This is a genomic window from Campylobacter sp. JMF_14 EL1 (genome assembly GCF_027737585.1).
Classification (GTDB): domain Bacteria; phylum Campylobacterota; class Campylobacteria; order Campylobacterales; family Campylobacteraceae; genus Campylobacter_B.
This window is the reverse complement of sequence record NZ_JAOVTW010000001.1, coordinates 370,373-394,404: the sequence shown is the minus strand read 5'-3', so window position 1 is coordinate 394,404 and position 24,032 is coordinate 370,373. Positions and strand designations below refer to the sequence as shown.

The 24,032-nt window shown below is 41.2% G+C and carries 28 protein-coding genes; 19 read left to right on the top strand and 9 right to left on the bottom strand.

The window, feature by feature from the left end:
• Positions 1–10 precede the first annotated feature (10 nt).
• The 3 genes from OFN73_RS01970 to mobB are packed head-to-tail and all read right to left on the bottom strand — an operon-like array spanning position 11 to position 1,566.
• A complete protein-coding gene (locus OFN73_RS01970) occupies positions 11–214 on the bottom strand; it encodes a hypothetical protein (protein ID WP_270858212.1) in 204 nt (67 codons plus the stop codon).
• Positions 214–1,065: a class 1 fructose-bisphosphatase gene (locus OFN73_RS01965; protein WP_270862001.1), complete on the bottom strand. Its 852-nt coding sequence runs from the start codon at positions 1,063–1,065 to the stop codon at positions 214–216. Before OFN73_RS01965 ends, OFN73_RS01970 begins: the two co-directional genes overlap by 1 nt.
• Before the next feature lie 12 nt (positions 1,066–1,077).
• Positions 1,078–1,566 carry a molybdopterin-guanine dinucleotide biosynthesis protein B gene (mobB, locus tag OFN73_RS01960; protein ID WP_270862000.1) on the bottom strand — a complete coding sequence of 163 codons (489 nt, stop codon included), beginning with the start codon at positions 1,564–1,566 and terminating at the stop codon, positions 1,078–1,080.
• Between the two features lie 90 nt (positions 1,567–1,656).
• On the opposite strand from mobB, the gene OFN73_RS01955 reads away from it, so the two are divergent.
• Together OFN73_RS01955 and ypfJ are read left to right on the top strand one after the other, a co-directional pair.
• Entirely contained in the window at positions 1,657–2,175 is a 519-nt protein-coding gene (locus tag OFN73_RS01955) for a hypothetical protein (RefSeq protein WP_270861999.1), read from the top strand.
• A 71-nt stretch (positions 2,176–2,246) separates the two neighbouring features.
• Positions 2,247–3,128 carry a KPN_02809 family neutral zinc metallopeptidase gene (gene ypfJ, locus OFN73_RS01950; protein WP_270861998.1) on the top strand — a complete coding sequence of 294 codons (882 nt, stop codon included), beginning with the start codon at positions 2,247–2,249 and terminating at the stop codon, positions 3,126–3,128.
• 69 nt (positions 3,129–3,197) lie between these two features.
• On the opposite strand, the gene OFN73_RS01945 is transcribed toward ypfJ, so the two are convergent.
• Genes OFN73_RS01945 through gltX form a run of 3 tightly spaced genes read right to left on the bottom strand, consistent with a single transcriptional unit; the run spans position 3,198 to position 6,434 of the window.
• On the bottom strand, positions 3,198–4,856 hold the full coding sequence (locus tag OFN73_RS01945; RefSeq protein ID WP_270861997.1) for a transglycosylase SLT domain-containing protein: 1,659 nt from the start codon (positions 4,854–4,856) through the stop codon (positions 3,198–3,200).
• Positions 4,853–5,140, bottom strand: coding sequence for a YggT family protein (locus tag OFN73_RS01940; RefSeq protein WP_270861996.1), 288 nt, complete (start codon positions 5,138–5,140; stop codon positions 4,853–4,855). The genes OFN73_RS01945 and OFN73_RS01940 overlap by 4 nt, the downstream gene beginning before the upstream one ends.
• Positions 5,127–6,434, bottom strand: a complete 1,308-nt coding sequence (gltX, locus tag OFN73_RS01935; RefSeq protein WP_270861995.1) for a glutamate--tRNA ligase — start codon at positions 6,432–6,434, stop codon at positions 5,127–5,129. The genes OFN73_RS01940 and gltX overlap by 14 nt, the downstream gene beginning before the upstream one ends.
• Positions 6,435–6,558: 124 nt before the next feature.
• Here gltX and mscL point away from each other — a divergent pair, with 124 nt between their 5' ends.
• From mscL to OFN73_RS01905, 6 genes are all read left to right on the top strand, one after another.
• Entirely contained in the window at positions 6,559–6,957 is a 399-nt protein-coding gene (mscL, locus tag OFN73_RS01930; protein WP_270858204.1) for a large-conductance mechanosensitive channel protein MscL, read from the top strand.
• Position 6,958: 1 nt separating this feature from the next.
• Positions 6,959–7,597: a Crp/Fnr family transcriptional regulator gene (locus OFN73_RS01925; RefSeq protein WP_270858203.1), complete on the top strand. Its 639-nt coding sequence runs from the start codon at positions 6,959–6,961 to the stop codon at positions 7,595–7,597.
• A gap of 12 nt (positions 7,598–7,609) precedes the next feature.
• On the top strand, positions 7,610–8,734 hold the full coding sequence (locus OFN73_RS01920; protein WP_270858202.1) for a metallophosphoesterase: 1,125 nt from the start codon (positions 7,610–7,612) through the stop codon (positions 8,732–8,734).
• Positions 8,734–9,639, top strand: coding sequence for an archaetidylserine decarboxylase (asd, locus tag OFN73_RS01915; RefSeq protein ID WP_270861994.1), 906 nt, complete (start codon positions 8,734–8,736; stop codon positions 9,637–9,639). The genes OFN73_RS01920 and asd overlap by 1 nt, the downstream gene beginning before the upstream one ends.
• A gap of 63 nt (positions 9,640–9,702) precedes the next feature.
• Positions 9,703–10,134 carry a type II secretion system protein gene (locus OFN73_RS01910; RefSeq protein ID WP_270861993.1) on the top strand — a complete coding sequence of 144 codons (432 nt, stop codon included), beginning with the start codon at positions 9,703–9,705 and terminating at the stop codon, positions 10,132–10,134.
• Positions 10,122–11,996 carry a primosomal protein N' gene (locus OFN73_RS01905; RefSeq protein WP_442868096.1) on the top strand — a complete coding sequence of 625 codons (1,875 nt, stop codon included), beginning with the start codon at positions 10,122–10,124 and terminating at the stop codon, positions 11,994–11,996. The genes OFN73_RS01910 and OFN73_RS01905 overlap by 13 nt, the downstream gene beginning before the upstream one ends.
• A 4-nt stretch (positions 11,997–12,000) precedes the next feature.
• On the opposite strand, the gene OFN73_RS01900 is transcribed toward OFN73_RS01905, so the two are convergent.
• Both OFN73_RS01900 and ybeY read right to left on the bottom strand, forming a co-directional pair.
• Complete coding sequence (locus tag OFN73_RS01900; RefSeq protein ID WP_270861991.1) at positions 12,001–12,357, bottom strand: hypothetical protein; 357 nt, start codon at positions 12,355–12,357, stop codon at positions 12,001–12,003.
• A gap of 71 nt (positions 12,358–12,428) precedes the next feature.
• The gene (gene ybeY / locus OFN73_RS01895; protein ID WP_270861990.1) at positions 12,429–12,857 is read right to left on the bottom strand and encodes an rRNA maturation RNase YbeY; all 429 of its coding nucleotides are present in this window, start codon (positions 12,855–12,857) and stop codon (positions 12,429–12,431) included.
• Between the two features lie 55 nt (positions 12,858–12,912).
• Here ybeY and queC point away from each other — a divergent pair, with 55 nt between their 5' ends.
• Positions 12,913–13,590, top strand: coding sequence for a 7-cyano-7-deazaguanine synthase QueC (gene queC / locus OFN73_RS01890; protein WP_270861989.1), 678 nt, complete (start codon positions 12,913–12,915; stop codon positions 13,588–13,590).
• A 112-nt stretch (positions 13,591–13,702) separates the two neighbouring features.
• On the opposite strand, the gene tsaD is transcribed toward queC, so the two are convergent.
• Positions 13,703–14,710 carry a tRNA (adenosine(37)-N6)-threonylcarbamoyltransferase complex transferase subunit TsaD gene (tsaD, locus tag OFN73_RS01885; RefSeq protein WP_270861988.1) on the bottom strand — a complete coding sequence of 336 codons (1,008 nt, stop codon included), beginning with the start codon at positions 14,708–14,710 and terminating at the stop codon, positions 13,703–13,705.
• A gap of 162 nt (positions 14,711–14,872) precedes the next feature.
• Here tsaD and OFN73_RS01880 point away from each other — a divergent pair, with 162 nt between their 5' ends.
• Genes OFN73_RS01880 through OFN73_RS01835 form a run of 10 tightly spaced genes read left to right on the top strand, consistent with a single transcriptional unit; the run spans position 14,873 to position 24,010 of the window.
• A complete protein-coding gene (locus tag OFN73_RS01880) occupies positions 14,873–15,823 on the top strand; it encodes an NAD(P)-binding domain-containing protein (RefSeq protein WP_270861987.1) in 951 nt (316 codons plus the stop codon).
• On the top strand, positions 15,820–16,530 hold the full coding sequence (locus OFN73_RS01875) for a tRNA1(Val) (adenine(37)-N6)-methyltransferase (RefSeq protein WP_270861986.1): 711 nt from the start codon (positions 15,820–15,822) through the stop codon (positions 16,528–16,530). The genes OFN73_RS01880 and OFN73_RS01875 overlap by 4 nt, the downstream gene beginning before the upstream one ends.
• The gene (locus tag OFN73_RS01870) at positions 16,520–16,882 is read left to right on the top strand and encodes a YkgJ family cysteine cluster protein (protein WP_442868095.1); all 363 of its coding nucleotides are present in this window, start codon (positions 16,520–16,522) and stop codon (positions 16,880–16,882) included. Before OFN73_RS01875 ends, OFN73_RS01870 begins: the two co-directional genes overlap by 11 nt.
• Positions 16,861–18,294: a tetratricopeptide repeat protein gene (locus tag OFN73_RS01865; RefSeq protein ID WP_270861984.1), complete on the top strand. Its 1,434-nt coding sequence runs from the start codon at positions 16,861–16,863 to the stop codon at positions 18,292–18,294. The genes OFN73_RS01870 and OFN73_RS01865 overlap by 22 nt, the downstream gene beginning before the upstream one ends.
• Positions 18,291–19,082, top strand: a complete 792-nt coding sequence (gene trpC, locus OFN73_RS01860) for an indole-3-glycerol phosphate synthase TrpC (RefSeq protein ID WP_270861983.1) — start codon at positions 18,291–18,293, stop codon at positions 19,080–19,082. The genes OFN73_RS01865 and trpC overlap by 4 nt, the downstream gene beginning before the upstream one ends.
• A gap of 9 nt (positions 19,083–19,091) precedes the next feature.
• A complete protein-coding gene (locus tag OFN73_RS01855; RefSeq protein ID WP_270861982.1) occupies positions 19,092–19,589 on the top strand; it encodes an HIT family protein in 498 nt (165 codons plus the stop codon).
• Positions 19,590–19,592: 3 nt separating this feature from the next.
• Entirely contained in the window at positions 19,593–21,161 is a 1,569-nt protein-coding gene (locus OFN73_RS01850; RefSeq protein WP_270861981.1) for a WG repeat-containing protein, read from the top strand.
• A gap of 30 nt (positions 21,162–21,191) precedes the next feature.
• The gene (locus tag OFN73_RS01845) at positions 21,192–22,187 is read left to right on the top strand and encodes a bifunctional 3,4-dihydroxy-2-butanone 4-phosphate synthase/GTP cyclohydrolase II (RefSeq protein ID WP_270861980.1); all 996 of its coding nucleotides are present in this window, start codon (positions 21,192–21,194) and stop codon (positions 22,185–22,187) included.
• The gene (locus tag OFN73_RS01840; protein ID WP_270861979.1) at positions 22,184–23,461 is read left to right on the top strand and encodes a DNA polymerase Y family protein; all 1,278 of its coding nucleotides are present in this window, start codon (positions 22,184–22,186) and stop codon (positions 23,459–23,461) included. The genes OFN73_RS01845 and OFN73_RS01840 overlap by 4 nt, the downstream gene beginning before the upstream one ends.
• 9 nt (positions 23,462–23,470) lie before the next feature.
• Entirely contained in the window at positions 23,471–24,010 is a 540-nt protein-coding gene (locus OFN73_RS01835; RefSeq protein WP_270861978.1) for a hypothetical protein, read from the top strand.
• Positions 24,011–24,032: the final 22 nt, after the last annotated feature.

Here is a 24,032-nt window from a genome sequence, read left to right as displayed (position 1 = left end):
AAATTAAAATTTAAAATTCAAAATCGCCAGTGCTACCTTTGGACATGCTCTCAAACACGGCTTTGACATACTTATCGCGCGTTTGACAGTCTAGGATTTTTTCACACTGGCTACAACTTTGCAAGCCATTTTGCGCTTGGCAATCTTGCAAAATGGCTAAATTTTTGTCTAAAATTTGCTCGAAAATATCGCGTTCTTGGTTATTTTCTGACATTATTTTTCGCTTTGATAAATTTCGTGCATTTTAGCAATTTCATATTTTGAGCCGAAAAAACACGGAGTGGTTTGGTGAATTTTTGAAATTTCAAGCTCTAAAAGCGAATTGTTTTTTCCGTCGCTAGTAGCACCGCCAGCACGCTCGTAGATATAGGCAAACGGCAACACTTCAAACGCCATGCGAAGCTTGCCTGCTGGGTGATCGCTCGTGGCTGGGTAGCTAAATAGCCCGCCACCTTTTAGCAAAATTTGGTGCAGGTCGCTGACCATGGCACCTGAGTATCTGAGGCGATAACCCTCGTCAAATAGCGCTCTTACGAGCACTCTGTGCGTATCGCTCCAACCTTTTTGCGTCGCTCCCGTGGCGTTTAGTTTGCCTTTTTCGTTTAAAACTAACTCTTTTGCGAAGGCAAATTTGCCGTCCCTGCCAAGCCTGTATAGCTTCGGAGTGTCGCCTAAACATACGCAAAGCTCGATTCTAGGGCCATACACGCTATATACTGCTCCGCGCAATGAGCTTGGTGAAATTTCGCCCTCATAAATCGCAAAAATCGAGCCCACGGCGAAATTTACATCTACTAGGCTAGATCCGTCGAGTGGATCGTAAGCTACTATAAATTTGCCATTTTCATTAATGCTTAGCATTTCCTCTTTTTCTTCGCTAATTAGCGCCTTTACGCACTCTACGCCGCGAAATTCGCGCTCGATTATCATATCGCTTAGCACATCGAGTTTAAGCTGTGTGTCGCCGGTGGAATTTTGCGTGCTAGCGTAGCCGAAATCAGCGTATTTTAGCTCTTCGCTGATTAAAACGGCGATTTTTTCTATTGTTTTTACGATTTCTTGCATACTCTCTCCTTTTTAAACTTTTTTAGCATTATCAAGTATCCATTTTGCGATACTTTGTGCGTCGTTTATGTCGAAATTTACGGGGCAAGCTTTATCCATTTGCGCCTTTGGCAAATTTGTCGCAATGGCTTGCGAAAATGGCAAATACGCCTCGTCGATTTTGTCCCTAAATAGGCTGATTCGTGGCAGGGGCAGTGTTTTTAGACCCTCCACAATCAAAATATCAAAATCACCAAATCCAGCGATAATCTCGTCTAAATTTCGCATTTGTTTCAAAAAATATGTCGTGTGCGTAGGGCTTACGACCGCCACATCTGCACCAACTGCGCTAAATTTCGCGCTGTCCTTGCCCTCGGTGTCAAATTTGGCCTTGTCTTTGGGGTCGTGTTTGACGATAGCGACCTTTAAATTTTGCTCGATAAAAATTTGCGCTACCTTGCAAATTAGCGTTGTTTTGCCGGTGTTTGACGGACCTGAAAACGCAATGGCTAGTCTTTTCATCTCTCTCCCTTAAAAAACCTTGATTGTATCAAATTTAGCCTTTTAAAAAGCAAAATTTGATAATATACGCCAAAATTTAAAGGAAGAAAAATGCAAAATTTAACTATTTCAAAATTTGCGCGCACTCTGATTTTAGGCGCATTTGCGCTAGGAATTTGCTCGTGCGCTAACAAAGAAAAAGTCCCTCACGACCCGGTCAAAAACGAGTTTATGGCATATACGCAAAAATTCGAAAGCGTCAAAGAGGGCGATAGATACCTGGGCGTGGCGACATATCTAAACCCCACAATGCCTGAGATTCGCAACGAAAGAGAAGATGAGTTTTTCTTGCTAACCTCGTATCCAAAAGAGATCGAGATTAAAAATGTGCGCGTAAATGGAAGCGACGAAAATGTCAGCGTGGAGCTAATCGCCGATGAGAGTGAACTAGCTAGCAAAGAGGTTTTTAAAATCGCGTGGTCTAATCGCTACAAAATCAGCGCGCCAAAAACGCAAAAAGATAATCTCGTGCTTAGCTTTACGACCTCAAACGACCTAAATGCGAGCGTGAAATTTCGCAAGGTCTCAAAGTCGATGTATTGGCACCCTAAGCTCAAACTCGATGATTAGAGTGGGCGCAAATTTTGCTAGAAATAAAATTTGTGATAAAATTTCAGAAATTCAAATTTGAAGGATAAAAAATGAAATGGCGTGGCGGAAATAAAAGCTCAAATATCGACGATATGAGAGCTAGTAGCGGTGGTGGCGGAGGCGGAGTAAATCTCGCACTTTTGATTCCTGTGGTGAAATTTTTGGTAAAAACGAAATTTGGCAGAATCGTCCTAGCCCTTGGCGTGGTAGCGGCGTTTATGGGTTATAATCCGCTAAATTTGCTAAATTTCACCTCTGTTGGCGGTGGAGCAGCGGCTAGTAAATTCGAAAACAACGAAGCAGCGCAGGAAGCCAAGGATTTCGTCTCTACCGTTTTGCGCCAAACCGAAGATGTTTGGGGCGCGATTTTTGCGAAATACGGCGCGAAATACTCTGAACCAAGACTGCTTTTATTCCACGGCGCGACAAGAAGCGGGTGTGGGTATGCTAGCTCGCAAGTTGGGCCGTTTTACTGCCCGGCTGATACTAGGATTTATTTGGATACGGATTTTTTCTCTGATTTGGCGAAAAAACACCACGCAGCGGGCGATTTCGCGCAAGGCTATGTCATCGCGCACGAAGTGGGACACCATGTGCAAAACTTGCTAGGAATTTTATCTAACGCCGATAAATTAAAGGCTAGAACAAACGAAGCTGGGGCAAACGCGATTCAGGTTAGAGTGGAGCTTCAAGCCGATTGTTTGGCGGGTATTTGGGGACATCATCAATACAAAATTTTAGAAGATGGCGACTTGGAAGAGGCGCTAAATGCCGCTACGATGATAGGCGATGATACCTTGCAAAAAAAGGCGCGTGGGTATGTGGTGCCGGATTCTTTCACGCACGGAAGTGGTGCACAAAGAAAAGAGTGGTTTTACAAAGGCTTTAAAAGCGGTTCGCTAGAAGCGTGCAAAAGCGGATTGGAAAGTTAATAAAATTTGGCGAAATTTAAAATTTCGCCAAATTTTGAATTTTAATAAATTTGCTAAATTTGGTTAAATTTAGCGAATTTTATCACTCTTGCTTGGGATTAAGAGCTTATCTAGCTCCTCACGCACGCTCACCTTTGAATTTGGGTTTAAAATATGCGAGTAAATCACATAATTTGCTAAAACCTTTTTGCCATAATCCCTGCTCTCAGCAAATGTTACTAGCTCCATTGACAAAAATGGCTCGTATTTGCCCCTCTTAAACAAATCCGCTCGTTTTAGAAGTTTGCTCGTAAATCCTAGTCCGCCATTGTATGCGTATGCGATAAAAACTGGGCTAAGTAGCTTGGTTTCGAGTGTATCGATATGGATATTGGCGAATTTATAGGCGATTTTTGGATCAAACATCATATCTTGATCCCAGCCCTCGATACTGATTTGTTTTTTGGCGATATCGTTCGCTACAAATGGCATAAACTGCATCATACCAAGCGCATACGATGTCGAAACGGCGCTTGGGATAAAGCGTGATTCTTGGCGGCCAAGAGCTAAAATCAGTGCTTGGCGGTGCAAATCAGTAGTGCCGATATGCTCCATAAATGGCGTTAGATAGTAGTTATCGCGTCCGCCATTAGCTTTATTCATTATATACGCCCACTCGCCAAGGCTCTCTTTGGTGTCAAATTTCTTCGCAAACTCCAAAAGCTCTGCTTTGCCCATTTTATCGGCTTTGGCCTTGGTGCGAACCCAGTTAAATGGGTTTTTGATATCATAGTTTGAAATTTTATCGCGCGCTGGGGTTGGATTTATGATATTTAGGCTTTTATCACCCAAAATTTCCTTTGCATAGAGCGAATAGAGGCTATAATAGTTGCTTTTGGCAAGCTCGTGTAAGATATTTTCGTCTTTGCTTAGCAAATAGACCCAAAATTTCGCATTGTGCGAGTTATGCACGCTCTCTATCGTAGCTGCTGCGCGCCCAAAATACGCCAAAGCCTGCGCCTCATCGCCATAAGTTAGAGCATTTACGCCGAGCAAAAACGCGATTTCTTTATCCACTTTTTGCGGATCAATTCCTAGCATAGATTGGCGCAAATTTGGATATTTGCGCTTGATTACAGCATCTTCAAGCACGCTTTTAAAGCCAGAGAGTTGCGCCATATCTGTGATAAAAGCGGGGCTTGCGTTTATGTTTAGCAAGCTCTCATCGCCCTTGAATTGATAATATGAAAAATAATTTTGCGCATGACCGCTATCTTTAAAATACTGCGCCGGCGAGCCTGAATTGAAGCCTTTTAGCAAATTTATCGCACTCATCGCGCCCAAATTTCCACTATTTTCAAATTTGCTAATTAATGCCGAGCGAGTTTTGGGGCTTAGCTTTGCCACAAACGCTGGATAGCTTCTTGCTTTTTGGCAGGTTAAATTCGCATCTAGTATATTCGCGCTCGTTACACCTGCGCATTTATCTGGCTTTGGCAAAGCCTTAAACGCGCCTAAAATTTTATCAAGTTCCTTTTTTATCTTGCCACGATAGCGGTAAATTCCAGCCTTTCTAAGGGCTTTTAGCTCGTTTTTATCGTATTTGGTTTCTGTGGCTAGGCGATAAATATAATAATCTTTTGCCAGAGATTTTGGTTCGTTTTTTATTTCGTTATAACTTTTGACCTCTGCTATGGCAAAATTTGCGCAAAGTGCCACCGCTAGGCTAAATTTAAATAAAATTTTCAAAAAACACTCCTTTGTAAGGCATAAATTATCGCATTATCAATCACGCTAAGACCGATTAAAATCACAAGCGGGGCGAAATCAAACCCGCCAAGAGTGGTTGGGATATAGCGTCGCACGAGCGCAAAAGTCGGAGTTGTGAGCTTGTAGATGATTTGGACAAATTTGTTAAACGGATTTGGGCGTATGAAGCTAAGCACGCAGGCGACAAACACAAGCAAAATGTAGGCTTGTATGGCGTAGTGCAGAGTGATTAAAACGCCGTAAATTAGGCTATTTGCTAGCATTTAGGATTTCCTTGATTGATGATTTTATGAGCGGGTAAAGTTCATTTAGCTCTGGTCCGTGAGGCGCGCCTGTAAGAAGCAATCTAAGTGGCATAAAAAATGCCTTGCCTTTGAGAGCGGTTTTTTCCATAAGGATTGTTTTTAACTCGTTAAATTCGGCTGGAATTTGGGCTAAATTTAAAATTTCATTTCGCAAAATTTCAGCGTTTTGGCTAAATTCGCTTGGAATTTCTTTTTGGCTAAAAATTGCGTTTATTTTCGCTTTGATTTCTGGAATTAGGCTGGATTCTTGGGTGTAAAATTTCACTAACTCTACCTTGCTCTCATCTACGCCAAAAAGCTCGCAAATGCGCTTAGCACTCGCTCTTTTGATATGTTCGCGGTTGATAAATGCGAGCTTGTCTATGTCAAATTTCGCCGGAGCCTTTGAAATTTTAGCGATATCGAAAAACTCCACCGCTTCTTCGATACTAAATACCTCGCACGGGGTTTTATTTCCAAGCAAAACCAAATAATTCGCAATCGCCTCAGGCAAAAATCCAGTATCTAGCATCCATTTTACGCTACTTGCGTCGTCGCGTTTGGACATTTTCTTGCCATCAGGCCCCAAAATAATCGGCAAATGCGCATACGAAATCTCGTCTGTATATCCCAAACACTCCCTAATCCAGTTTTGTTTCGGGGTGTTGCTGACATGATCCTCGCCCCTGATTACGAAGGTAACGCCTTCTAGCATATCATCAGTGGCGCAAGCGAAGTTGTATGTCGGGGTCTTATCTGCGCGCATGATGACGAAACTATCGATATTTTCGGGCTCGAAGCTAATCTCGCCTTTGATAGCGTCTGTGAATTTCAAAACTCTGGTTGGTTTTTTAAGTCTAATTGTAAATGGCTTTGGATTGTCTATGACCTCAGCGTCACTTAAATGCTCGCAAGTCCCGTCGTAGCGATACGCTACGCCCTTTTCTTTGGCTTTTTCTTTTTTCTCTGCTAGTTCTTCTTCGCTACAAAAGCAGCAAAACGCCTTGCCTTCTTGGAGCAGTTTAGCGGCGAATTCTTGGTGAAATTTTAAATTTTTGCTTTGATAATACAGCGTTTGCCATTTGATACCAAAAAGGGTTAAAATTTCCATTATATCTTTGTCTTTGCCCTCGATATTGCGGGCAGTATCGGTATCCTCGATACGCAAAATAAATCCACTTTTATCTTGAAGCGAGCGGATATAGTTAAAAATCGCGGCGCGTAAGTTTCCAATGTGCATATCGCCTGTGGGTGATGGCGCAAATCTATACATAAATTTTCCTTTTCTTTATTAAATTTCAAAATTCGCCATTATACTTTTTTCTACCTAATAAAAAGCAAAAAGTAAGCAAAATTAGGTTATTATCTATCCTTTTATTTCCCAAAGGAGGCTTTTAATGAGCTTTATTCAAGAATTCAAAGAATTCGCAATGAAAGGCAATGTCATCGATATGGCAGTGGGTGTGGTCATCGGTGGAGCCTTTGGCAAGATCGTAACTTCACTAGTAGGTGATGTCATTATGCCAATCGTCGGAGTTATCACAGGTGGTATGAATTTTACCGATTTAAAAATCGTTTTAAAAGAGGCTGTGGGCGAAACACCAGCCGTGACGATAAATTACGGCTCATTTATCCAAACAGCGGTTGATTTTATCATTATCGCATTTTGTATTTTTTGCGCGATTAAGGCGATCAACAAGCTTAAAAAAGAAAAACCAGCCGAGCCTGAGGCGCCAGCTGAGCCTAGCGAAGATATCAAACTTCTAAGCGAAATCAGGGATTTACTAAAAAAATAATATGGAAATTTTGAAATTTATCCCTTTTTTTAAGGGGCTTGATGAGGCCAAAATCGAGCGATTAGCGCAGATTAGTAGCAAAAAGGCTTTTAAAAAGGGAGAAATTTTATTTTATGAGGGCGATACAAGCTCTCATTTAATCATCTTGCTTAAAGGCACAATCGAGATTTACAAAACAGCCCCTAGTGGCAAGGAGATCTATATCCACGAAATCCGCCCGATGTCTTTCGTGGCTGAGGTTGTAAATTTCGAAAATATCCCCTATCCAGCCAGCGCGCGCTTTGCTAGCGGTGGCGAGGTTTTAAAAATAGATTATGAAAAATTTGTCGAAGAGTTTTTGAGCGAGCCTGAGATTTGCATTAGCATTATAAAATCAATTTCGGCGAAGTTAAGGGCGCTAGAATTTGCGCTTGAAAACAGCGTCGTGCTACCTAGCGAGGCAAAAATATCAAAGTTTATCATCGAAAATTTTGATATTTTTACCAGCTCAAAACACATTAAAATCGCCAAAATTTTAAATATCACCCCTGAGACATTTTCTCGCACGATTACGAAATTTAAAAAATCTGGCGCGCTTTTGGTCGATAAAGACGGCGAAATTTCGGGCTTTGATAGAGAAAAATTAGAAAAATTTATCTGATTTGGAGTAAGAGTGAAAATCCCATATATTTTTCCGATTGTAGCCACGACGCTCTTTGTTTTTTTGAATTTATACATTTACAAATCAATCTCAGCTAGGTTTGAAATTTATGATAAATTCAAAAAAATAAAGCCGTTTTTAATAGTTTTTTGCCTATTTTTGGTGATTTTCGAGGGTATGTTTTTTACTAGAAGTGTTTTTGCCGGCGCGCTAAAAGATGAAATTTTATACAAAATTTGCGTCGTTTGCGTGGCTAGTAGCTTTTCGCTTTTCTTTTTGTGCCTAGCCTATGATATTTTAAATGTGAGCGCAAAATTTGCTAAATTTAGCGAGAGCAGGCGCAAATTTATTAAAATTTGCGTAGATGTAACCTTTGTAATAATGGCGTTTAGCTACCTTTTTAAGGGCTTTTATAATGCTTTAAAAACTCCAAAAATAAATGAAGTGGATATAAAAATCAAAAATCTAAGCCAGGATCTGAATTTGGCTGTGGTGAGCGACATACACTTGGGCGAGTTTTTGAAAAAAGATTTTTTGCAAACTATCGTAGCACAGATAAACGCTACCAGCCATGATGCTGTGTGTATCGTGGGCGATATGTTTGATTTGCGTTCTCACGAGCTAGGCGATATTTTGGAGCCTTTGCGCGAACTAAAAAAGCCTGTGTTTTTCGTGACAGGAAATCACGAATATTACAGAGGCGCGAAGGGGTTAATCGAGGCCTTGGAGCGCGAGGGCGTGAGAGTTTTGCAAAACGAGAGCGTGGAGTTTATGGGGATAAATCTGCTTGGCACACACGATTTAAGCGGTGTGAGATTTAACGAATTAGAGCCAAATTTCAGGGCAGCCCTAAAAATGACAGATCCAAATAAACCCAAAATTTTACTCGCTCATCAGCCAAAATTTATAAATTTACATGTAAAAGATGAGGTGGATTTGTGTATTTGCGGACACACGCACGGCGGGCAAATTTTCCCATTTAGCCTGCTTGTAGCACTCGATCAAAAATATGTCCATGGGCTATATAATGACGGAGCGAAGCAAATTTATGTGAGCAGTGGGGCTGGATTTTGGGGGCCTCCGATGAGGATTTTTGCTGACGCAGAAATCGCGCTACTAAGACTAAGGAGAGAGTGATGAAAAAGCTAATTTCGCGCTGTTTTGGGGCTGTGGCCGGGGTAAAATTTCCACGCCCTGTGCAGAAGTTTATAAATCAAAAATACATTAACGCTTTTGAGATTGATATGAGCGAATTTTTAGGCGCAGGTGATTACGATAGCCTAAATGCGCTATTTACGAGGCGTTTGGTGAGGGAGCGTGAAATTTGCGCCGAGCCTAGCGCGTTTTTGAGCCCGAGCGATGGAGTGATTTTTGAGTGCGGGGCTACTAGTGATTTTAGCGCGTTTAGCATAAAGGGGCATAAATACGATATTTGGGAGCTTTTGGGGCTTAAATCTTGGGCTGGGGATTTGCAAAAGCAAAATTCCGAAATTTTTATTAGTTTGCTAAATTTAGATGATATGAAAACTTCCAGAGATTTTAAAATGTCGGCGGATTTGACATACGCAAACATCTATCTAAGCCCAAAAGACTATCATCATTATCACGCTCCATGCGATCTTAGCGTCATTGGTGCGCTATATATCCCGGGCGAGCTTCACAGCGTGGCAAAAAAATATCTGCTAAAAGTGCCAAATCTCTATGCTAAAAACGAGCGCGTGGTTTTGCTGTGCAAAATGAGCAATGGCGGGCTTTTGTGGCTGGTTTTTGTAGGGGCACTAAATGTAGGCAAGATGAAATTTGACTTCGATGAGAGGATTCAAACTAATGCTAAGGCTAACGATAAGGCTAGGGAAATTTTGAATTTTGATTATAATAAATTCGATTATGGCGAGGGCGTGAGCTTTAAAAAGGGCGAACATATCGGGAATTTCGAGCTTGGCTCTACGATAGTGATGATTGCCGAGGAGGAATTTTTGGGGTTTGAAATTTCGCAGGGGCAGAAGGTAAAATTTGCGCAAAAAATCGCTAGCTTAAAATAATTTAAAGCTAGCTTAATTTAATTTTAGCTATACTTAAATCTATTTTAAATCAAAGGATTTAATATGAAAAACGCATTTACTATGATTGAGTTGATTTTTGTTATCGTCGTTCTTGGCATTTTAGCAGGTGTTGCTGTGCCTAGACTAGCTATGACCAGAGATGATGCTACGGTCGCAAAAATGAGAGGCGATTTGGCTTCGATTAGAAGTGGAATTTCGCTAAAAAGAGGCGAAGAGCAATTAAAAGGCAAGAGCGCATGGCCTGATTTAAACAGCAGTGGCACTGATATGTTTGGTAATGTTTTGCAAAATGACCTAACTGCAAGCACTGGCAAAAACGGCTGGAAAGTTAAAACACGAAATAAAACTTATGAAGCGTGTGTAGCTGGCAACTGCGTTGATTTTACATATTATCAAACAGCAGACGCTACTCACAAGGCTGGCACATTTGATTGTGATCATAAAGAAGCAACTTGTAAAGCATTAGCAGAATAAGCTTGTATTACTATGAAATCGCGGTTTTAGGGGCAAGACTAAAACCGCTTACCTATTTTTCAAATTCACAAATTTCACCATATCAAATAGTCCAAATTTCCGTAAAAAACGCCCAAAAACGCGGTGTAGTTTTGCGCGAAGTGCCAAAACCTGAGTTTTGCATGAAAGAAATCAGCGAAATTTTGCCCCTAAATTTCACGCCGTTTCAGGTGGAGTTGGCGCAGTTTATTTCGCATTTTTATATCTGCGAAATCGGCGTGGCGTTTGGGGTTTTTGAGCCAAATTCGAGCATAAATTGCGCGCCTTGCGAAAAGCCAAATTTCACAAAAACGCCAAATTTAACCCCAGAGCAGACAAAAGCTCTAAATTTTGCCAAGCAAAACGCTGTTTCACTGATTTTTGGCGATACGGGAAGTGGCAAAAGCGAGGTTTATATCTCGCTCATAGCAGAAATTTTAAACTCTGGCAAACAAGCACTATTTTTAATGCCAGAAATCTCGCTCACACCGCAAATGACGAAGCGCTTGCAAGGGTATTTCGGCGAGGCTCTTGGCGTGTGGCACTCCAAAATCACCCCCGCTAAAAAACGCCAAATTTTAGCCGATTTTTTCGCAGGCAAAATTCGCCTTATCGCAGGCGCGCGCTCGGCGCTGTTTTTGCCGTTTCATAACCTTGGCGCGATTATCGTCGATGAGGAGCACGATGATAGCTACAAATCAGCCTCCGCTCCACGCATAAATGCCCGAGATCTCGCGATTTTTGCCGCGCACAAATGTAGCGTTAAAACCGTGCTTGGCTCAGCCACACCCTCGCTTACGAGCTTTGCGAAACAGCCAAATTTCAGGCTCAAAGGCACCTATCACGCCACGCACAAACGCTACATTTACGACGAGAGCGAAACTTCCCTCACGCCAAAAATAAAAAAAGAAATCAGCGCAAGTCTAGACGCAAATCGCCAAGTGGTGGTGTTTTTGCCCACACGCGCAAATTTCAAATATATGGTTTGCAAGAGTTGTGGCGAGATTATCAAATGCCCGTTTTGCTCGGTGGGTATGAGCTATCACGAAAAGGAAAAGGCGCTAAAATGCCATTATTGCGGATACAGCGCGTTTTACAAACAGCCTTGCGCTAAATGTGGCAAAAGCGTAAGCGAGGCCAAAAAAATGGGCACTAGCGAGCTTTTAAAAGAGCTAAAAGCAAATTTCCCTGAGGCAAAAATCGCTAAATTTGACCGCGATGAGATTACGACCCAAAGAAAGCTAGAAGCCTTACTAAACGACTTTAACGCCCATAAAATCGACATTTTGGTAGGCACGCAAATGCTTAGCAAGGGGCATGATTACCATGGCGTGGATTTGGCGGTGATTATGGGGATTGATGAGCATTTGAATTACCCTGATTTTAGGGCGCGCGAAAAGACCCTAGCCCTTGGCATGCAAGTAGCAGGTAGAGCCGGCAGGAAGGGCGAAGGCAGGGTCGTAATACAGACTCTGCAAAGGGCATTTTTCGAGGATTTTTTACAGGATTATGACGCGTTTTTAGAAGAAGAAAGCGAGGATCGAGATTCGCTGTATCCGCCATACACTAGGCTTTTGCGTGTTTTAATCTCGCATAAAAACGAGGCAGAGGCAGCTAAAATTTGCGCTAGCGGGCTTGAAGTTTTGCACGGCGCGCTAAAAGCCAAAAAACTAAATGGTTTGCAAATCATAGGGTACGGCAAGGCTGGAATTGCGCTGATTGCGGGCAAATTTCGCTACGAAATACTGCTTCGTGCTACCACGCACACGCCACTTTTAAAGGCTGGCGCACTTCTAGCACATTTGCCCGTTGAGATCGATATGGATCCGATTAATTTTTCTTAAAATTTCAAAATAAATATTTGTGTCTAATGATGACTTTTGTAATATTTTGCTCGGATAGTATTTTGAAATCATCATCGCTTATGGCTTTTATTGTTCCGTTTTCCTTGTAATAGTAGTGTTTGCACGGTAACGGCTCTTTGGAACTTTCTGGCGTAAAACCACATTTTAGATTTTTTAAAAATCCGCCGTATTCATCAGCGTCCGTTATGATGAGTAAATTTTCTTTATTTTTGTTTGATGTAATATCAACAATTTTTTCATCGGGAATTTTGATATAAAATTCATGCCCTGGAAACGGATATGGGTTTTTGGATTGATTAGCCCAAAAAATCAACCTATTTGTTCCAGTTGTACCCCACATACTTCCCAATATAAGAACTAGCAAAACCAAAAAAATCACCAAAAATATATTAAAAATTTTTCTTTTTCTTGTCATATTTCATCACTTTCTAGCGTTCGCACAATCAGGCTTTTTGGAAGCCCAAATTTAGCGATGATTTCGCACTCTTTTTCGCGCATTTCCCCATTATCGATTTCGTGATCAAAACCCAAAATATGCAAAAGTCCATGTGTGAATAAAAGCGCGATTTCATCGTTATTGCAGTGCGAAAATTCTAACGCTTTTTGCTCTACTAAATCCAAATTTATCACAACAGAGCCTATCGGGGCAGTATTCGCACCACCTGGCACAATTTCGAGCGGAAAACTAAGCACATCGGTGGTTTTATCGACCCCGCGCGCGCTTTTGTTGATTTCGCGCATTTCTTCGCTTCGCACGAAGAGTAGCTCGACCGCACCCGCGCTAAGCGTGGCTAAAATTTCGTCCAAAATTTTTGGGTAATTTTCTTCACAAAGTATCAATTTCAAGCCCTTTAAATCAAAATTTGCCTATAATTCTACCAAAAAAGGATTAAATTTGAAAAAAGCTTTATGTATCATCAGTGGCGGTATGGATAGCGCGACTTGCGCGTATATCGCCAAAAATTCAGGCTATGAGGTCGTTGGAGTGCATTTTGATTATGCTCAGCGCACGCAGGATAAAGAGCGCGAGTGTTTCGAGAGAATTTGCGATGATTTGGGCGTTACGAGGCGATACACGCTGGATGCTAGATTTATCGCGCAAATCGGCGCAAACTCGCTTACAGATACGAGCCTTAGCGTGCGAAAGGGCGCAAACATCGACAAATCCGAGATCCCAAACACCTATGTGCCGTTTCGAAACGGCGTGTTTTTGAGTATCGCGGGCGCGCTTGCCGAGCGTGAGGGGTGTGATGCGATTTTCATCGGCGTGGTGCAGGAGGATAGCAGCGGATATCCTGATTGCACGGCGGAATTTATCGCAAAAATGCAAAGCGCGATAAATGCGGGCACTTCGCCGAATTTTAGTGTGGATATTAAAACGCCTTTGGTGCATTTGAACAAGGGCGAGATTGTGGCGCGTGCGCTTGAAAACGGCGTAAATTTGGGGCTTACTTGGAGCTGTTACATAAACTCGCATAAGGCTTGTGGCGTGTGCGATAGCTGTCAATTGCGCCTAAATGGCTTTGCAAAAGCCGGCGTAAAAGATCCAATCGAGTATGAAATCGAAATTTAAAATTTTTTGCTCTAAATTTGCCGTCATTGCGAGCAAAGTAAAGCAATCTAGAAAAATTTAAATTCAAAATTCAATCCAAATTTAGCATTGAACGATTTTTAAATTTTAAATTTCACTCAAATGCGGAGTTTAAATTTAAACTTGGGATAATTTGCAAATTTTGCGGTGCGACAAAGCTTTGTTTGCGGTATTTCTCCAAGCCTGCGCGCGCTATCATCGCGGCATTATCCGAGCAAAATTTCAGTGGTGCAAATAAAAGTTCGCACTCGTGCGCGTCGCATAAATTTGCCAAATTTTGCCTCAAATGCGTATTCGCACTAGCCCCACCCACGACGCCAAAACGCCTAAATTTGCGCTCATCAAAGACCCGCGAGAGTTTATCCATGATATGCGCGCACGCACTTTTTTGAAAGGCGTAGGCGATATCGCACTTATCTTGCCCCGCTAGTTCGCCATTTTGGGATAGTTTTTCGATTTGCACTCGAACGGCATTTTTAAGGCCTGAGAAGCTGTATTGTAGGCGTTTATCGCCCTTTAAAGGCACTGGAAAGCTAAATTTTGGCTTACCATTTTTGGCTAAATTTTCAATTATCGCGCCGCCTGGATAGCCAAGTCCTAGCATTTTAGCGCATTTGTCAAATGTCTCGCCAAAGCTATCATCGCTGGTGCTTGCAAGCACGCTGATTGCGCCATTTGCGTCAATATCAAGAATCATCGTGTGCCCACCACTTACTAGCAAAACCCCAAGCGGAAATTCTGCTTCTTTGTCCAAAAATAGCGAATAAATATGCCCGATTAGGTGATTTACGCCAATTAGTGGCAAATTTAGAGCAAGGCTGAGCGTTTTTGCCATATTCACGCCCCCTATCAAACTCACGCTAAGGCCTGGTGCGTGCGTTACGGCGACAGCTTTAAGAGAGCCAAAAAAGGGCTTTGCGCGCTCTAAAATGCGAGGCAGTGCTTCTGTGTGAAGACGCGCAGCTAGTTCTGGCACGACACCGCCGTATTTGGAGTGTTCGAGTTCTTGGGAGATTTTTTCGTAAAATTCTAATGCGAAATTCGAGCTGTTTAGCACAGCAATTGAGCTGTCATCACAGCTACTTTCAATGGCTAAAATCATTATTTTCCTTTAAATTTTTTCTAAATTTAGCATTTTTGGGCTAAGTTTTGGGTAAAAATAAAACAGACTAATTAAATCTTTAAAATTTTAATAATTTTTACCATTTATAAATAAATTTTGATTATAATCAAAGGTTGTAAAATTTCAACACAAAGGAAAAAAATGATAAATGTTTATGATGTAGTTGTCATCGGTGGCGGTCCTTGCGGAATCGCGGCCGTGGTCGAGGCCAAAAGAAAAGGCGTAGCCAAGGTGCTTTTGCTAGAAAAAGGCGATAATCACTCTCAAACAATCAGACAATTTTACAAAGACAAAAAACGCGTAGATAAAGAATACAAGGGCATGGATAGCGAAACAAAGGGCACGATTAGCTTCGAGACTGGCACGAAAGAGAGCGTGCTAGATTATTTTGATAGCTTGCTAGATCACGGCGATATCGATATTTACTTCAACAGCGAGGTCGAAAAGGTCGAGAAAAAAGAAGGTGGGCTATTTTGCATAACCACAGCCTCAGCTGGCTTTGTAGCGCGCAATGTCATCATTTCAATCGGTCGTATGGGCAAACCAAACAAACCAAGCTACAAAATCCCGCCATCAATCACACAAAGGGTAAATTTCAACCTCGATAAATGTAGCGTCAATGAAAAAGTCCTAGTCGTGGGCGGTGGCAACTCAGCCGCCGAATACGCACTCTCGCTATGCAAAACAAACACCGTTACCCTATGCTACCGCAAAGAGAGCTTTACAAGGCTAAATGAAATCAACGAAGAAGATATCAAAAAAGAGGCTAGAAATGGCGACATTATCCTGCGCCTTGGCCTTGATATTGAGGCTTTGGAAAACGAAAGTGGCAAGGTACTAGTGAAATTTACAAACGGCATGGAGTTAGTTTATGATCGCATAATTTATGCAATCGGTGGCACGAGCCCTGTGGATTTCCTTAAAAAATGTGGCGTAGAATTCGACGAAAACGGCGTGCCAAGCGTCGATGAGAGGTGCGAAACAGCCACAAAAGGGCTTTTTGTGGGTGGAGATTTGATCACCAGAAACGGCGGTTCGATCGTCGTAGCCTTCAACCACGCTCACACAATCGTAGAAAATCTGCATTTATGAGACTTTTCCAGCTAAAAAGTGGGTATCGCTACACCAGCGATACCATTTTTTTATGGAATTTTATCTGCGAAAACTGGCTTAACTCTCGCGCCACAAATTCTCTTAAAATTTTAGATGTTGGGGCAGGGTGCGGGATTTTGGGGCTGATGTTGAAGCGGGATTTTCCAAATTTAGATTTAAGCTTGCTTGAAATCCAAGAGCAAAATTTAGAAATTTTGCGTAAAAATTGCGAGCAAAATTCATTGCAGGCGCAAATTTTACACGAAAATTTCGCAAATTTTAAAAGCGAGCAAAGATTTGATTTAATCGTTTCAAATCCGCCATTTTATAGGGAAAAAATCCTAACTAGCCAAAATTCGCACATCGCGCTAAGCAAAAGCGCCACAAGCCTAAGCCTTAGCGATTTCGTGCGTGTTAGCAACACTCATTTAAAGCCAAAAGGCGCGCTGATTTTTTGCTACGAGGCGGGCAAAATCGCGCAAATTTGCGAAATTTTGCAAAGTTATAAGCTAAATTTGACAAAGCTTGCTTTCATCTATCCCAATGAAAACAAGCCCGCCAAACTCGCACTTTTTTTGGCGCAAAAAAGTTCGCGCTCACTTTGTGAAATTTGTGCGCCGATTTATACATTTCTTAATGGTGAAAAAAGTAAAATAACGGCTAAAATTTATGAAAAAGCTGGTTTAGAAAGTGTCGATATTGAGTGAGTTTGACTATACCTTCGATAGTAGCGCCTGCGAAAGCTGCGGCGGCAAGTGTTGCACGGGCGAGAGCGGATATATTTGGATAAATGACGCAGAAATCGAGAAACTCAGCGAATTTATGGGGATAGATAAGGCAAATTTTATCCGCGTATTTTTGCAGCGGGTTGGGAATAAATTTAGCATAAAAGAAAAACCATACCTTGACGGTATGGCGTGTCTGTTTTTCGACGAAAAGCACCGAAACTGCGGGATTTATGAATACAGACCAAATCAATGTAGAACCTTTCCATTTTGGGATTATTTCAAAGAGCATAAAGATGAATTGGAGAAAGAATGTATTGGGGTAAAATTTTAACCACTTTTTTGGCTCTTGGTGCCCTAAATTTGGGCGCTAGTGAAACCAAAAGCGACGCGATAAAAGATATGAATAAAAGCTCGGTTATTACAAATACTGCGCCGGTACCTGAGAGAAACGCTAGCGAAAATGTAGCGCAAAAGGCCACCACACCGCAAAAGTTAAAAGAGGCGATGAAGGCTTACGATGAGGCTGAGCTAAATTTCGATCTGCTAACTGCGCTAGAACTAGCCAACAAAGACCCGCAAAGTGCGATGAAGCTTTACGAAAAGGCCTTTTTAAAGACAAATTCGCAGGTGTATTTGCTAGAAGCCTTAAAGCTTGCGTTTTTCTTAAAAGATAGCAAAGCAACCGCGCGCTACCTAGCTTTGGGCGATAAAATTTTGGCTGATGATAGCGAGTATTTGCGCGTAAAAGTGGGGTATTATATGGGGCAGGGAGAGATACTCAAAGCCAACACTACCGCGCTTCATTTAGCAAATTTAGAGGTAAATTCGAGAAATTACTCGATTTTGGGCGCGACATATTATGCTATGGATAATTTCGCCCTAGCCAAGCAGTATTTCGAAAAGGCCTATGAGCTGGAAAAATCAGAGGAAAATTTAATCCGCCTTAGCGATGTGCTTTTAAATAGGCTTGATAGTAGCGACGCTGCGGTGCGTATCATGGAGACGCATAGGCGAATTTACGGGTGCGCTAGCGGTATGGTGTGCGAGGTTTTGGCTGATGTGTATCGTATGCAAAAAAAATATTTCGAGGTCGCCAAACTCGACGAGGTGCTGTATGAGAGCAAAAAAAATACAAAATTCCTAGACGATATGATTGGGATTTATTATTATATGAAGGAATTTGATAAAATCATCGAAATTTTGCAAAAATACGATTATAAAAAAGATCTCATAATGGACGCTTACGCCCAGAAAAAGGACTTCGCCACAGCTATGAGATTAGCGCGCGAGGAGTTTTCAAAAACCGAAAATTACGATTATTTGGCAAACGAGGCGATTTATTTGTATGAATCTTTTGGCGATAAAAAAACAGCCGCTCAGATTAACGAAGTTGTGGCGAAATTTGAAAACATAGCTAGCAAACTAAAAGATCCGGTGCATTTGAATTACTACGGATATATTTTAATCGATCATGATTTGGATATCAAAAAGGGCATTGATTATGTCGAGCGCGCCCTAAAAGACGAGCCAAATTCGGTTTATTACATAGACTCGCTAGCGTGGGGGTTTTACAAGCTTGGCGAGTGCGAAAAAGCCAAAGAGTGGATGGATAAGATAAAAGACGATGAGTTTTACACTAGCGACGAGGGCAAGGGGCATGTAAGCGCGATAGAGAGATGCGTGATAGACAAAAATATCCAAAAAATAGGCGAAATCGCAGGCGGAATAAAGGCGCAAAAATGATTTTAGATGAAATTTTAGAAAAAACGCGCGAGGATTTGGCTAGGCGCAAAGAAAAATTTAGCTTTGATATGCTTGGTCGCACGCTAAGTGCCAATCCCATGATGCCGCGCGACGCGAAAAACGCGCTAAAAAGCACCCCGGATAATCCACTCCGTATAATCGCAGAGGTAAAAAAAGCAAGCCCTAGCAAGGGCGTCATCAGAGAGGATTTCGATCCGCTTAAAATCGCTATGGAGTATGAAAAATCAGGTGCGAGTGCATTTTCTATTTTGACTGAGCCGCACTATTTTAAGGGCGATATTAGCTACATTTCGCAAATCAGGCGCTATACAAACACGCCGATTTTGCGCAAAGATTTTATAATCGATGAGTATCAAATCCTAGAAGCGCTCGTGTATGGGGCGGATTTTGTGCTTTTAATCGCAAAGGCTTTGGAGCAAAAAGAGCTTAAAAGACTTTTGGAATTTGCTAGGCATTTGGGGCTTGAAGCGCTTTTTGAAATTCACGATAAAGATGATTTGAAAAAGGCGATTTTCGCAGGGGCTGATATAATCGGCATAAATCACCGAAATTTGCAGACTTTCGAGGTTGATTTGAGCTTATCGGCAAATTTAATCCCACTTATCCCAAACGGCAAAATTATCGTAGCTGAAAGTGGGCTAGGCTCGCACGAACAGCTTGTCGAGCTAAACGCACGCGGGGTCGATGCGTTTTTAATCGGCGAGAGTTTTATGCGCCAAGATGATGTCGGCGCGGCGCTTAGAGCAGTGAAATTTGGCGAAAAATAGGGGGAGAATATGGATTATATTTGCGCGCCGTGGCGAAGTGATTATTTTACCGAAAAACGCAGCGGTTGCCCGTTTTGCGCAGCCACAAAGGCAAAAAAGGGAGAAAAGTGCGTAGGCGTGGTATTTCGCGCTAAATTTTGCTTCGGGCTTATGAATTTATATCCATACAATCCTGGGGCTTTTATGGTGATTCCTTACGAGCACACCGATAATATCGAGAATTTACCGCTAGAAGCGTGGTTAGAGATGAGCGAATATGTCCAAAAAGGCGTAAAAGTGCTAAAAGAGGCTATTGGCGCAAAGGGGGTAAATATCGGTATGAATCTAGGAAGTGCAGCAGGGGCTGGGATAGCCGAGCATGTGCATTATCATCTAGTTCCGCGCTGGGAGAGGGATACGAATTTCATCACCACAATCGCAAATGTGCGTGTAAATGGCGTCAGTTTCGCCCCACTTTATGAAAAGATAAAAAAAGAATTTGAAAATTTGATAAAAAATAAAGGATAGAAAATGAAATTACTTGCTAATGTAATGAAAGACTATAAATGTGGTTTTGTTGATAAAAACGGAAATGAAGTTATACCTTGCATTTATTATCGTGTCTGGTCTTTTAGTGAAGGTTTAGCAAAAGTTAAAAAAGATAATAAATATGGATTTATTGACAAAAACGGAAATGAAGTTACACCTTGCATTTATGATGATGTCAATGATTTTAGTGAAGGTTTAGCAAAAGTTAAAAAAGATGATAAATATGGATTTATCAATAAAAACGGAAATGAAGTTACACCTTGCATTTATGATTCTGCCGATGATTTTAGTGAAGGTTTAGCAAAAGTTAAAAAAGATGATAAATATGGATTTATCAATAAAAATGGAAATGAAGTTATACCTTGCATTTATGATTATGCCGTGTCTTTTAGAGAAGGTTTAGCAAAAGTTGTAAAAGATGACAAAGTGGGCTTTATTGATAAAAATGGAAATGAAGTTATACCTTGCATTTATGATAGTGCCAATGATTTTAGTAAAGGTTTAGCAGAAGTTAAAAAAGCTGGTAAATGGGGATTTATTGATAAAAATGGAAATGAAGTTATGCCTTGCATTTATGATTATGTTTATGGTTTTAGCGAAGGTTTAACAGAAGTTAAAAAAGCTGGTAAATATGGATTTATCGATAAAAATGGAAATGAAGTTATACCTTGCATTTATGATGGTGTCGGGCATTTTAGTGAAGGTTTAGCAATAGTTGTAAAAGATGGCAAATTGGGCTATATTGATAAAAATGGAAATGAAGTTATAGTTATACCTTGCATTTATGATGATGCCCGGTCTTTTAGTGAAGGTTTAGCAGAAGTTAAAAAAGCTGGTAAATGGGGATTTATTGATAAAAATGGAAATGAAGTTATACCTTGCATTTATGATGATGATGAACTCTACTCTTTTAGTGAAGGTTTAGCAAGAGTTAAAAAAGCTCGTAAATGGGGATTTATTGATAAAAATGGAAATGAAGTTATACCTTGCATTTATGATGATGATGAACTCTGGTCTTTTAGTGAAGGTTTAGCTAGTGTTAAAAAAGATGATAAATGGGGATTTGTTGATAAAAATGGAAACGAAGTTATACCTTGCATTTATGATTTTGCCGGGTCTTTTAGTGAAGGTTTAGCAAGAGTTCTAAAAGCTGGTAAAGATGGATTTATTGATAAAAATGGAAATGAAGTTATACCTTGCATTTATGATGATGTCAATGATTTTAGTGAAGGTTTAGCAAGAGTTAAAAAAGCTCGTAAATGGGGATTTATTGATAAAAATGGAAATGAAGTCATACCTTGCATTTATGATGCAGTTTCAAGTTTTGGATGGACAGATATTTTTGAAGAGATGATTTGTGAGAAAGAAGGTATTATTAGGTTGAAACAAAATGGCAAATGGGGTTTGATTGATGAAAATGGCGATGAAATTTTACCACCAATTTTTTACGAAGAGTTTGAATTTATTAAATTTTTAAGCGATGATTATATAAAAATTAAACTAGATGGAGAGTTTTTAATAATCGACAAAAAAGGGAATATTGTTAGATAAATTTAATGAAAAGACAAAAAAGGATTAAAAATGGTAAGTGTAGAACAAGCTATACAGGATATGAAAAATGGCAAGATGATTGTCATGGTTGATGATGTTGATCGCGAAAATGAGGGCGATTTGATTTTTCCTGCGACTTTTACGAGCGCGGAGAAGGTAAATTTCGCTATCACACACGCTCGTGGCGTGGTTTGCGTGGCACTGGACGCGGAAATCGCCAAAAGGCTAGATTTGCCCCTAATGGTCGATAAAAACACATCCTCGCACGAGACGGCATTTACTATCACAATCGACGCAAAAGACGCAACCACGGGCGTTAGCGCGTATGAGCGAAATATGACAATCGAGCTTATGGCGCGCCCAAACTCCACCCCAAGCGACTTCGTGCGTCCTGGCCACATAAATCCGCTCATCGCCAAAAAAGGCGGAGTGCTCGTGCGCACAGGCCACACTGAGGGCTCTGTGGATTTGTGCAAGCTCGCTGGAATCGCGCCAAGTGCGGTGATTTGCGAGATCGTAAAAGAAGACGGCACAATGGCAAGGCGCGATGATTTGGAGAAATTCTGCGAAAAATTTGGCATAAATATGATTTCAATCGCCCAAATCGTCGAATACAGATTAAAGCATGAAACTTTGGTTAAATTTGGCGAATTTAGCGAGGGCAAAATTTGCGGTAAGCCTTGCAGAGTTTGCGAAATCACAGACCACGATGACAACGCTCACAAAGTCTTTATTTTCGGCGAAATTGGCGAAAATTGCAATGTAAAATTTCATAAAATTTCAAGTGATTTAGAGTTTATGCAAGATGAAAATTACGATGATTTTATGCAAAATTTAGAAATTTTAAGCACGAGTGGTGGCGTGATTGTGGCGCTAAATTCGGCTTCGCACAAGGGCGATTTCAAAAGCTATGGTATCGGGGCGCAGATTTTAGCGCATTTAGGGATTAAAAAAATCAAAATTCTTTCAAATTCCAGCCCGAAAGAATACGCTGGACTTAGTGGATTTGGGATAGATATAGTTTGATAGCGCATATCGATTTAGACTGCTTTTTCGTATCTGTCGCAAGGCTGATAAATCCCGCTCTTAGCGGAGTTCCTGTCGCAGTTATCGGCGGAAATAATGATGAAATTTTCGCTAATAAATATGATGGCTTTGGGGCGAAATTTCACTTCGATGAGAGCGCGCAAAATTTTAAAATTCAAGCCCAAAAAGAGCAAAATTTGCAAAATTTTGCCGATGAGCAAAAAAAGCTAAAATCTTTGCAAAAAGGGGTAGTTTTAAGCGCTAGTTACGAGGCTAGAAAATTTGGCGTGCATTCAGCGCAACCCCTAAAAATGGCGCTTCTAGCCTGTCCGGATTTAGTGCTGGACGCGGCAAAGCACGGCGTGTATGGCAAGATTTCAAACCAAATTCACAAATTTTTGCTAAATTTCACGCCAGAAATCGAAAAATTTAGCGTTGATGAGTTTTTTTTGGATTTGCGTGGCACGAAATACAACGAAAACGCGCGCGAGTTTGCGCTCTTTTTGCAAAGCGAAATCAAGGCGAAATTCGGGCTTCCTAGCAGTGTGGGGTTAAGCGAGGCGAAATTTATCGCCAAGCTTGCCACCGATTTAGCCAAGCCTTTTGGGGTGCGCGAAATACCCATTTCGTGCCTTAAAACCGAGCTTAGAGATGTCGAAATTTCAAAATTTCCAGGCGTGGGAAAATCTATGCAAAAAACGCTCGCAAAATACGGCATTAAAAGTATCGGCGACGCGTGGGGACATAGGGAAATTTTCGAAAAAATGGGCAAAAACGGCGAGCAAATTTTCGCTCAAATCAGTGGCGATACGAGCGAGCGGGTGCAGGTTAGCAGGGAGCGCAAAAGTATCGGTCTTGGGCGCAGTTTCGAGCCGTGCTTCGATAGGGACGAGATCAAAAGGCGCATTAAAATCCTCTCTCGCCACCTAGCTAGCGAGGTTTTAGAGGGTGGGCTAAATCCACTTACTTACGAGGTCAAAATCCGCTACAAATCGCGCGATGAGAGCTCTAAAAGGCTTAGTCAGCACAGGCCTTTTAGCCTAGATTTGCTCGATGAGACGGCGCTTTTGCTTTTCGAGGCTATTGATGTGCATAGGGGCGATGCGATAATTCATGTGTCGCTAAATTTGTCAAATTTTGGCGCAAATAGCGCAGAGTGTGCGACTCTGCTTTTCGATGAAATCGATAAAAAACGCCAAAGTTTGGATAAATCAATGAATCAAATTTGGTCAAAATTTGGTGTGGAAAAAATTAAAAAAGCTAGTGAAATTTAAGGAGAAAAGATGAAAGTAGGGGAACTTTATTCGGTTATGTGTATAATTTTCGCGACGAATTTTAAGGGCGCGATAAGCAAGGAAAATTTCGAAAAACTTGCTAGCAAATGGATTATAATCAACGAAAATGAGGAAAACAAAAAAGGTCAAGAGCTTTGGGCTAGGGTTAAAAATAGCGATTATGAGGCTATTTGCGCTGATTTTGAAAATCTCAAAGAGGCCTTTGATATGAGCTATTTTAAGCTAATAAGTGCGAGTGAAGTGAGTATTTTTTACGAAAGATGTCGCTTCAAAAAGCCATTTGCGGATTTGCCAGATACACACGCTGCAAACATGCTAGGGCTGTTGGCGATGATTTTCAAGCAAGATACAAACGAGAAATCACACAATATTTTGGGCGAGTATTTGACGAATTTTATCATGCCAAGCCTGCGTGGGCTAGCTGGACATTTGCAAATCAATGCTAAAAGCGATTATTACAAGGCGTTTGGGTATTTTTTGGCGGATTTTTGCGTGGTTGTGAAAAATAGCTTGGGGCTTAAAATTTAGCCAAATTTACAAATTTAATTAG

Coding starts and splice junctions, on each gene's coding strand:
- OFN73_RS01970 (WP_270858212.1), bottom strand. CDS start 214: ATGTCAGAAAATAACCAAGAACGCGATATTTTCGAGCAAATTTTAGAC.
- OFN73_RS01965 (WP_270862001.1), bottom strand. CDS start 1,065: ATGCAAGAAATCGTAAAAACAATAGAAAAAATCGCCGTTTTAATCAGC.
- mobB (WP_270862000.1), bottom strand. CDS start 1,566: ATGAAAAGACTAGCCATTGCGTTTTCAGGTCCGTCAAACACCGGCAAA.
- OFN73_RS01955 (WP_270861999.1), top strand. CDS start 1,657: ATGCAAAATTTAACTATTTCAAAATTTGCGCGCACTCTGATTTTAGGC.
- ypfJ (WP_270861998.1), top strand. CDS start 2,247: ATGAAATGGCGTGGCGGAAATAAAAGCTCAAATATCGACGATATGAGA.
- OFN73_RS01940 (WP_270861996.1), bottom strand. CDS start 5,140: ATGCTAGCAAATAGCCTAATTTACGGCGTTTTAATCACTCTGCACTAC.
- gltX (WP_270861995.1), bottom strand. CDS start 6,434: ATGTATAGATTTGCGCCATCACCCACAGGCGATATGCACATTGGAAAC.
- mscL (WP_270858204.1), top strand. CDS start 6,559: ATGAGCTTTATTCAAGAATTCAAAGAATTCGCAATGAAAGGCAATGTC.
- OFN73_RS01925 (WP_270858203.1), top strand. CDS start 6,959: ATGGAAATTTTGAAATTTATCCCTTTTTTTAAGGGGCTTGATGAGGCC.
- asd (WP_270861994.1), top strand. CDS start 8,734: ATGAAAAAGCTAATTTCGCGCTGTTTTGGGGCTGTGGCCGGGGTAAAA.
- OFN73_RS01910 (WP_270861993.1), top strand. CDS start 9,703: ATGAAAAACGCATTTACTATGATTGAGTTGATTTTTGTTATCGTCGTT.
- OFN73_RS01900 (WP_270861991.1), bottom strand. CDS start 12,357: ATGTGGGGTACAACTGGAACAAATAGGTTGATTTTTTGGGCTAATCAA.
- tsaD (WP_270861988.1), bottom strand. CDS start 14,710: ATGATTTTAGCCATTGAAAGTAGCTGTGATGACAGCTCAATTGCTGTG.
- OFN73_RS01880 (WP_270861987.1), top strand. CDS start 14,873: ATGATAAATGTTTATGATGTAGTTGTCATCGGTGGCGGTCCTTGCGGA.
- OFN73_RS01875 (WP_270861986.1), top strand. CDS start 15,820: ATGAGACTTTTCCAGCTAAAAAGTGGGTATCGCTACACCAGCGATACC.
- OFN73_RS01865 (WP_270861984.1), top strand. CDS start 16,861: ATGTATTGGGGTAAAATTTTAACCACTTTTTTGGCTCTTGGTGCCCTA.
- trpC (WP_270861983.1), top strand. CDS start 18,291: ATGATTTTAGATGAAATTTTAGAAAAAACGCGCGAGGATTTGGCTAGG.
- OFN73_RS01855 (WP_270861982.1), top strand. CDS start 19,092: ATGGATTATATTTGCGCGCCGTGGCGAAGTGATTATTTTACCGAAAAA.
- OFN73_RS01850 (WP_270861981.1), top strand. CDS start 19,593: ATGAAATTACTTGCTAATGTAATGAAAGACTATAAATGTGGTTTTGTT.
- OFN73_RS01845 (WP_270861980.1), top strand. CDS start 21,192: ATGGTAAGTGTAGAACAAGCTATACAGGATATGAAAAATGGCAAGATG.
- OFN73_RS01835 (WP_270861978.1), top strand. CDS start 23,471: ATGAAAGTAGGGGAACTTTATTCGGTTATGTGTATAATTTTCGCGACG.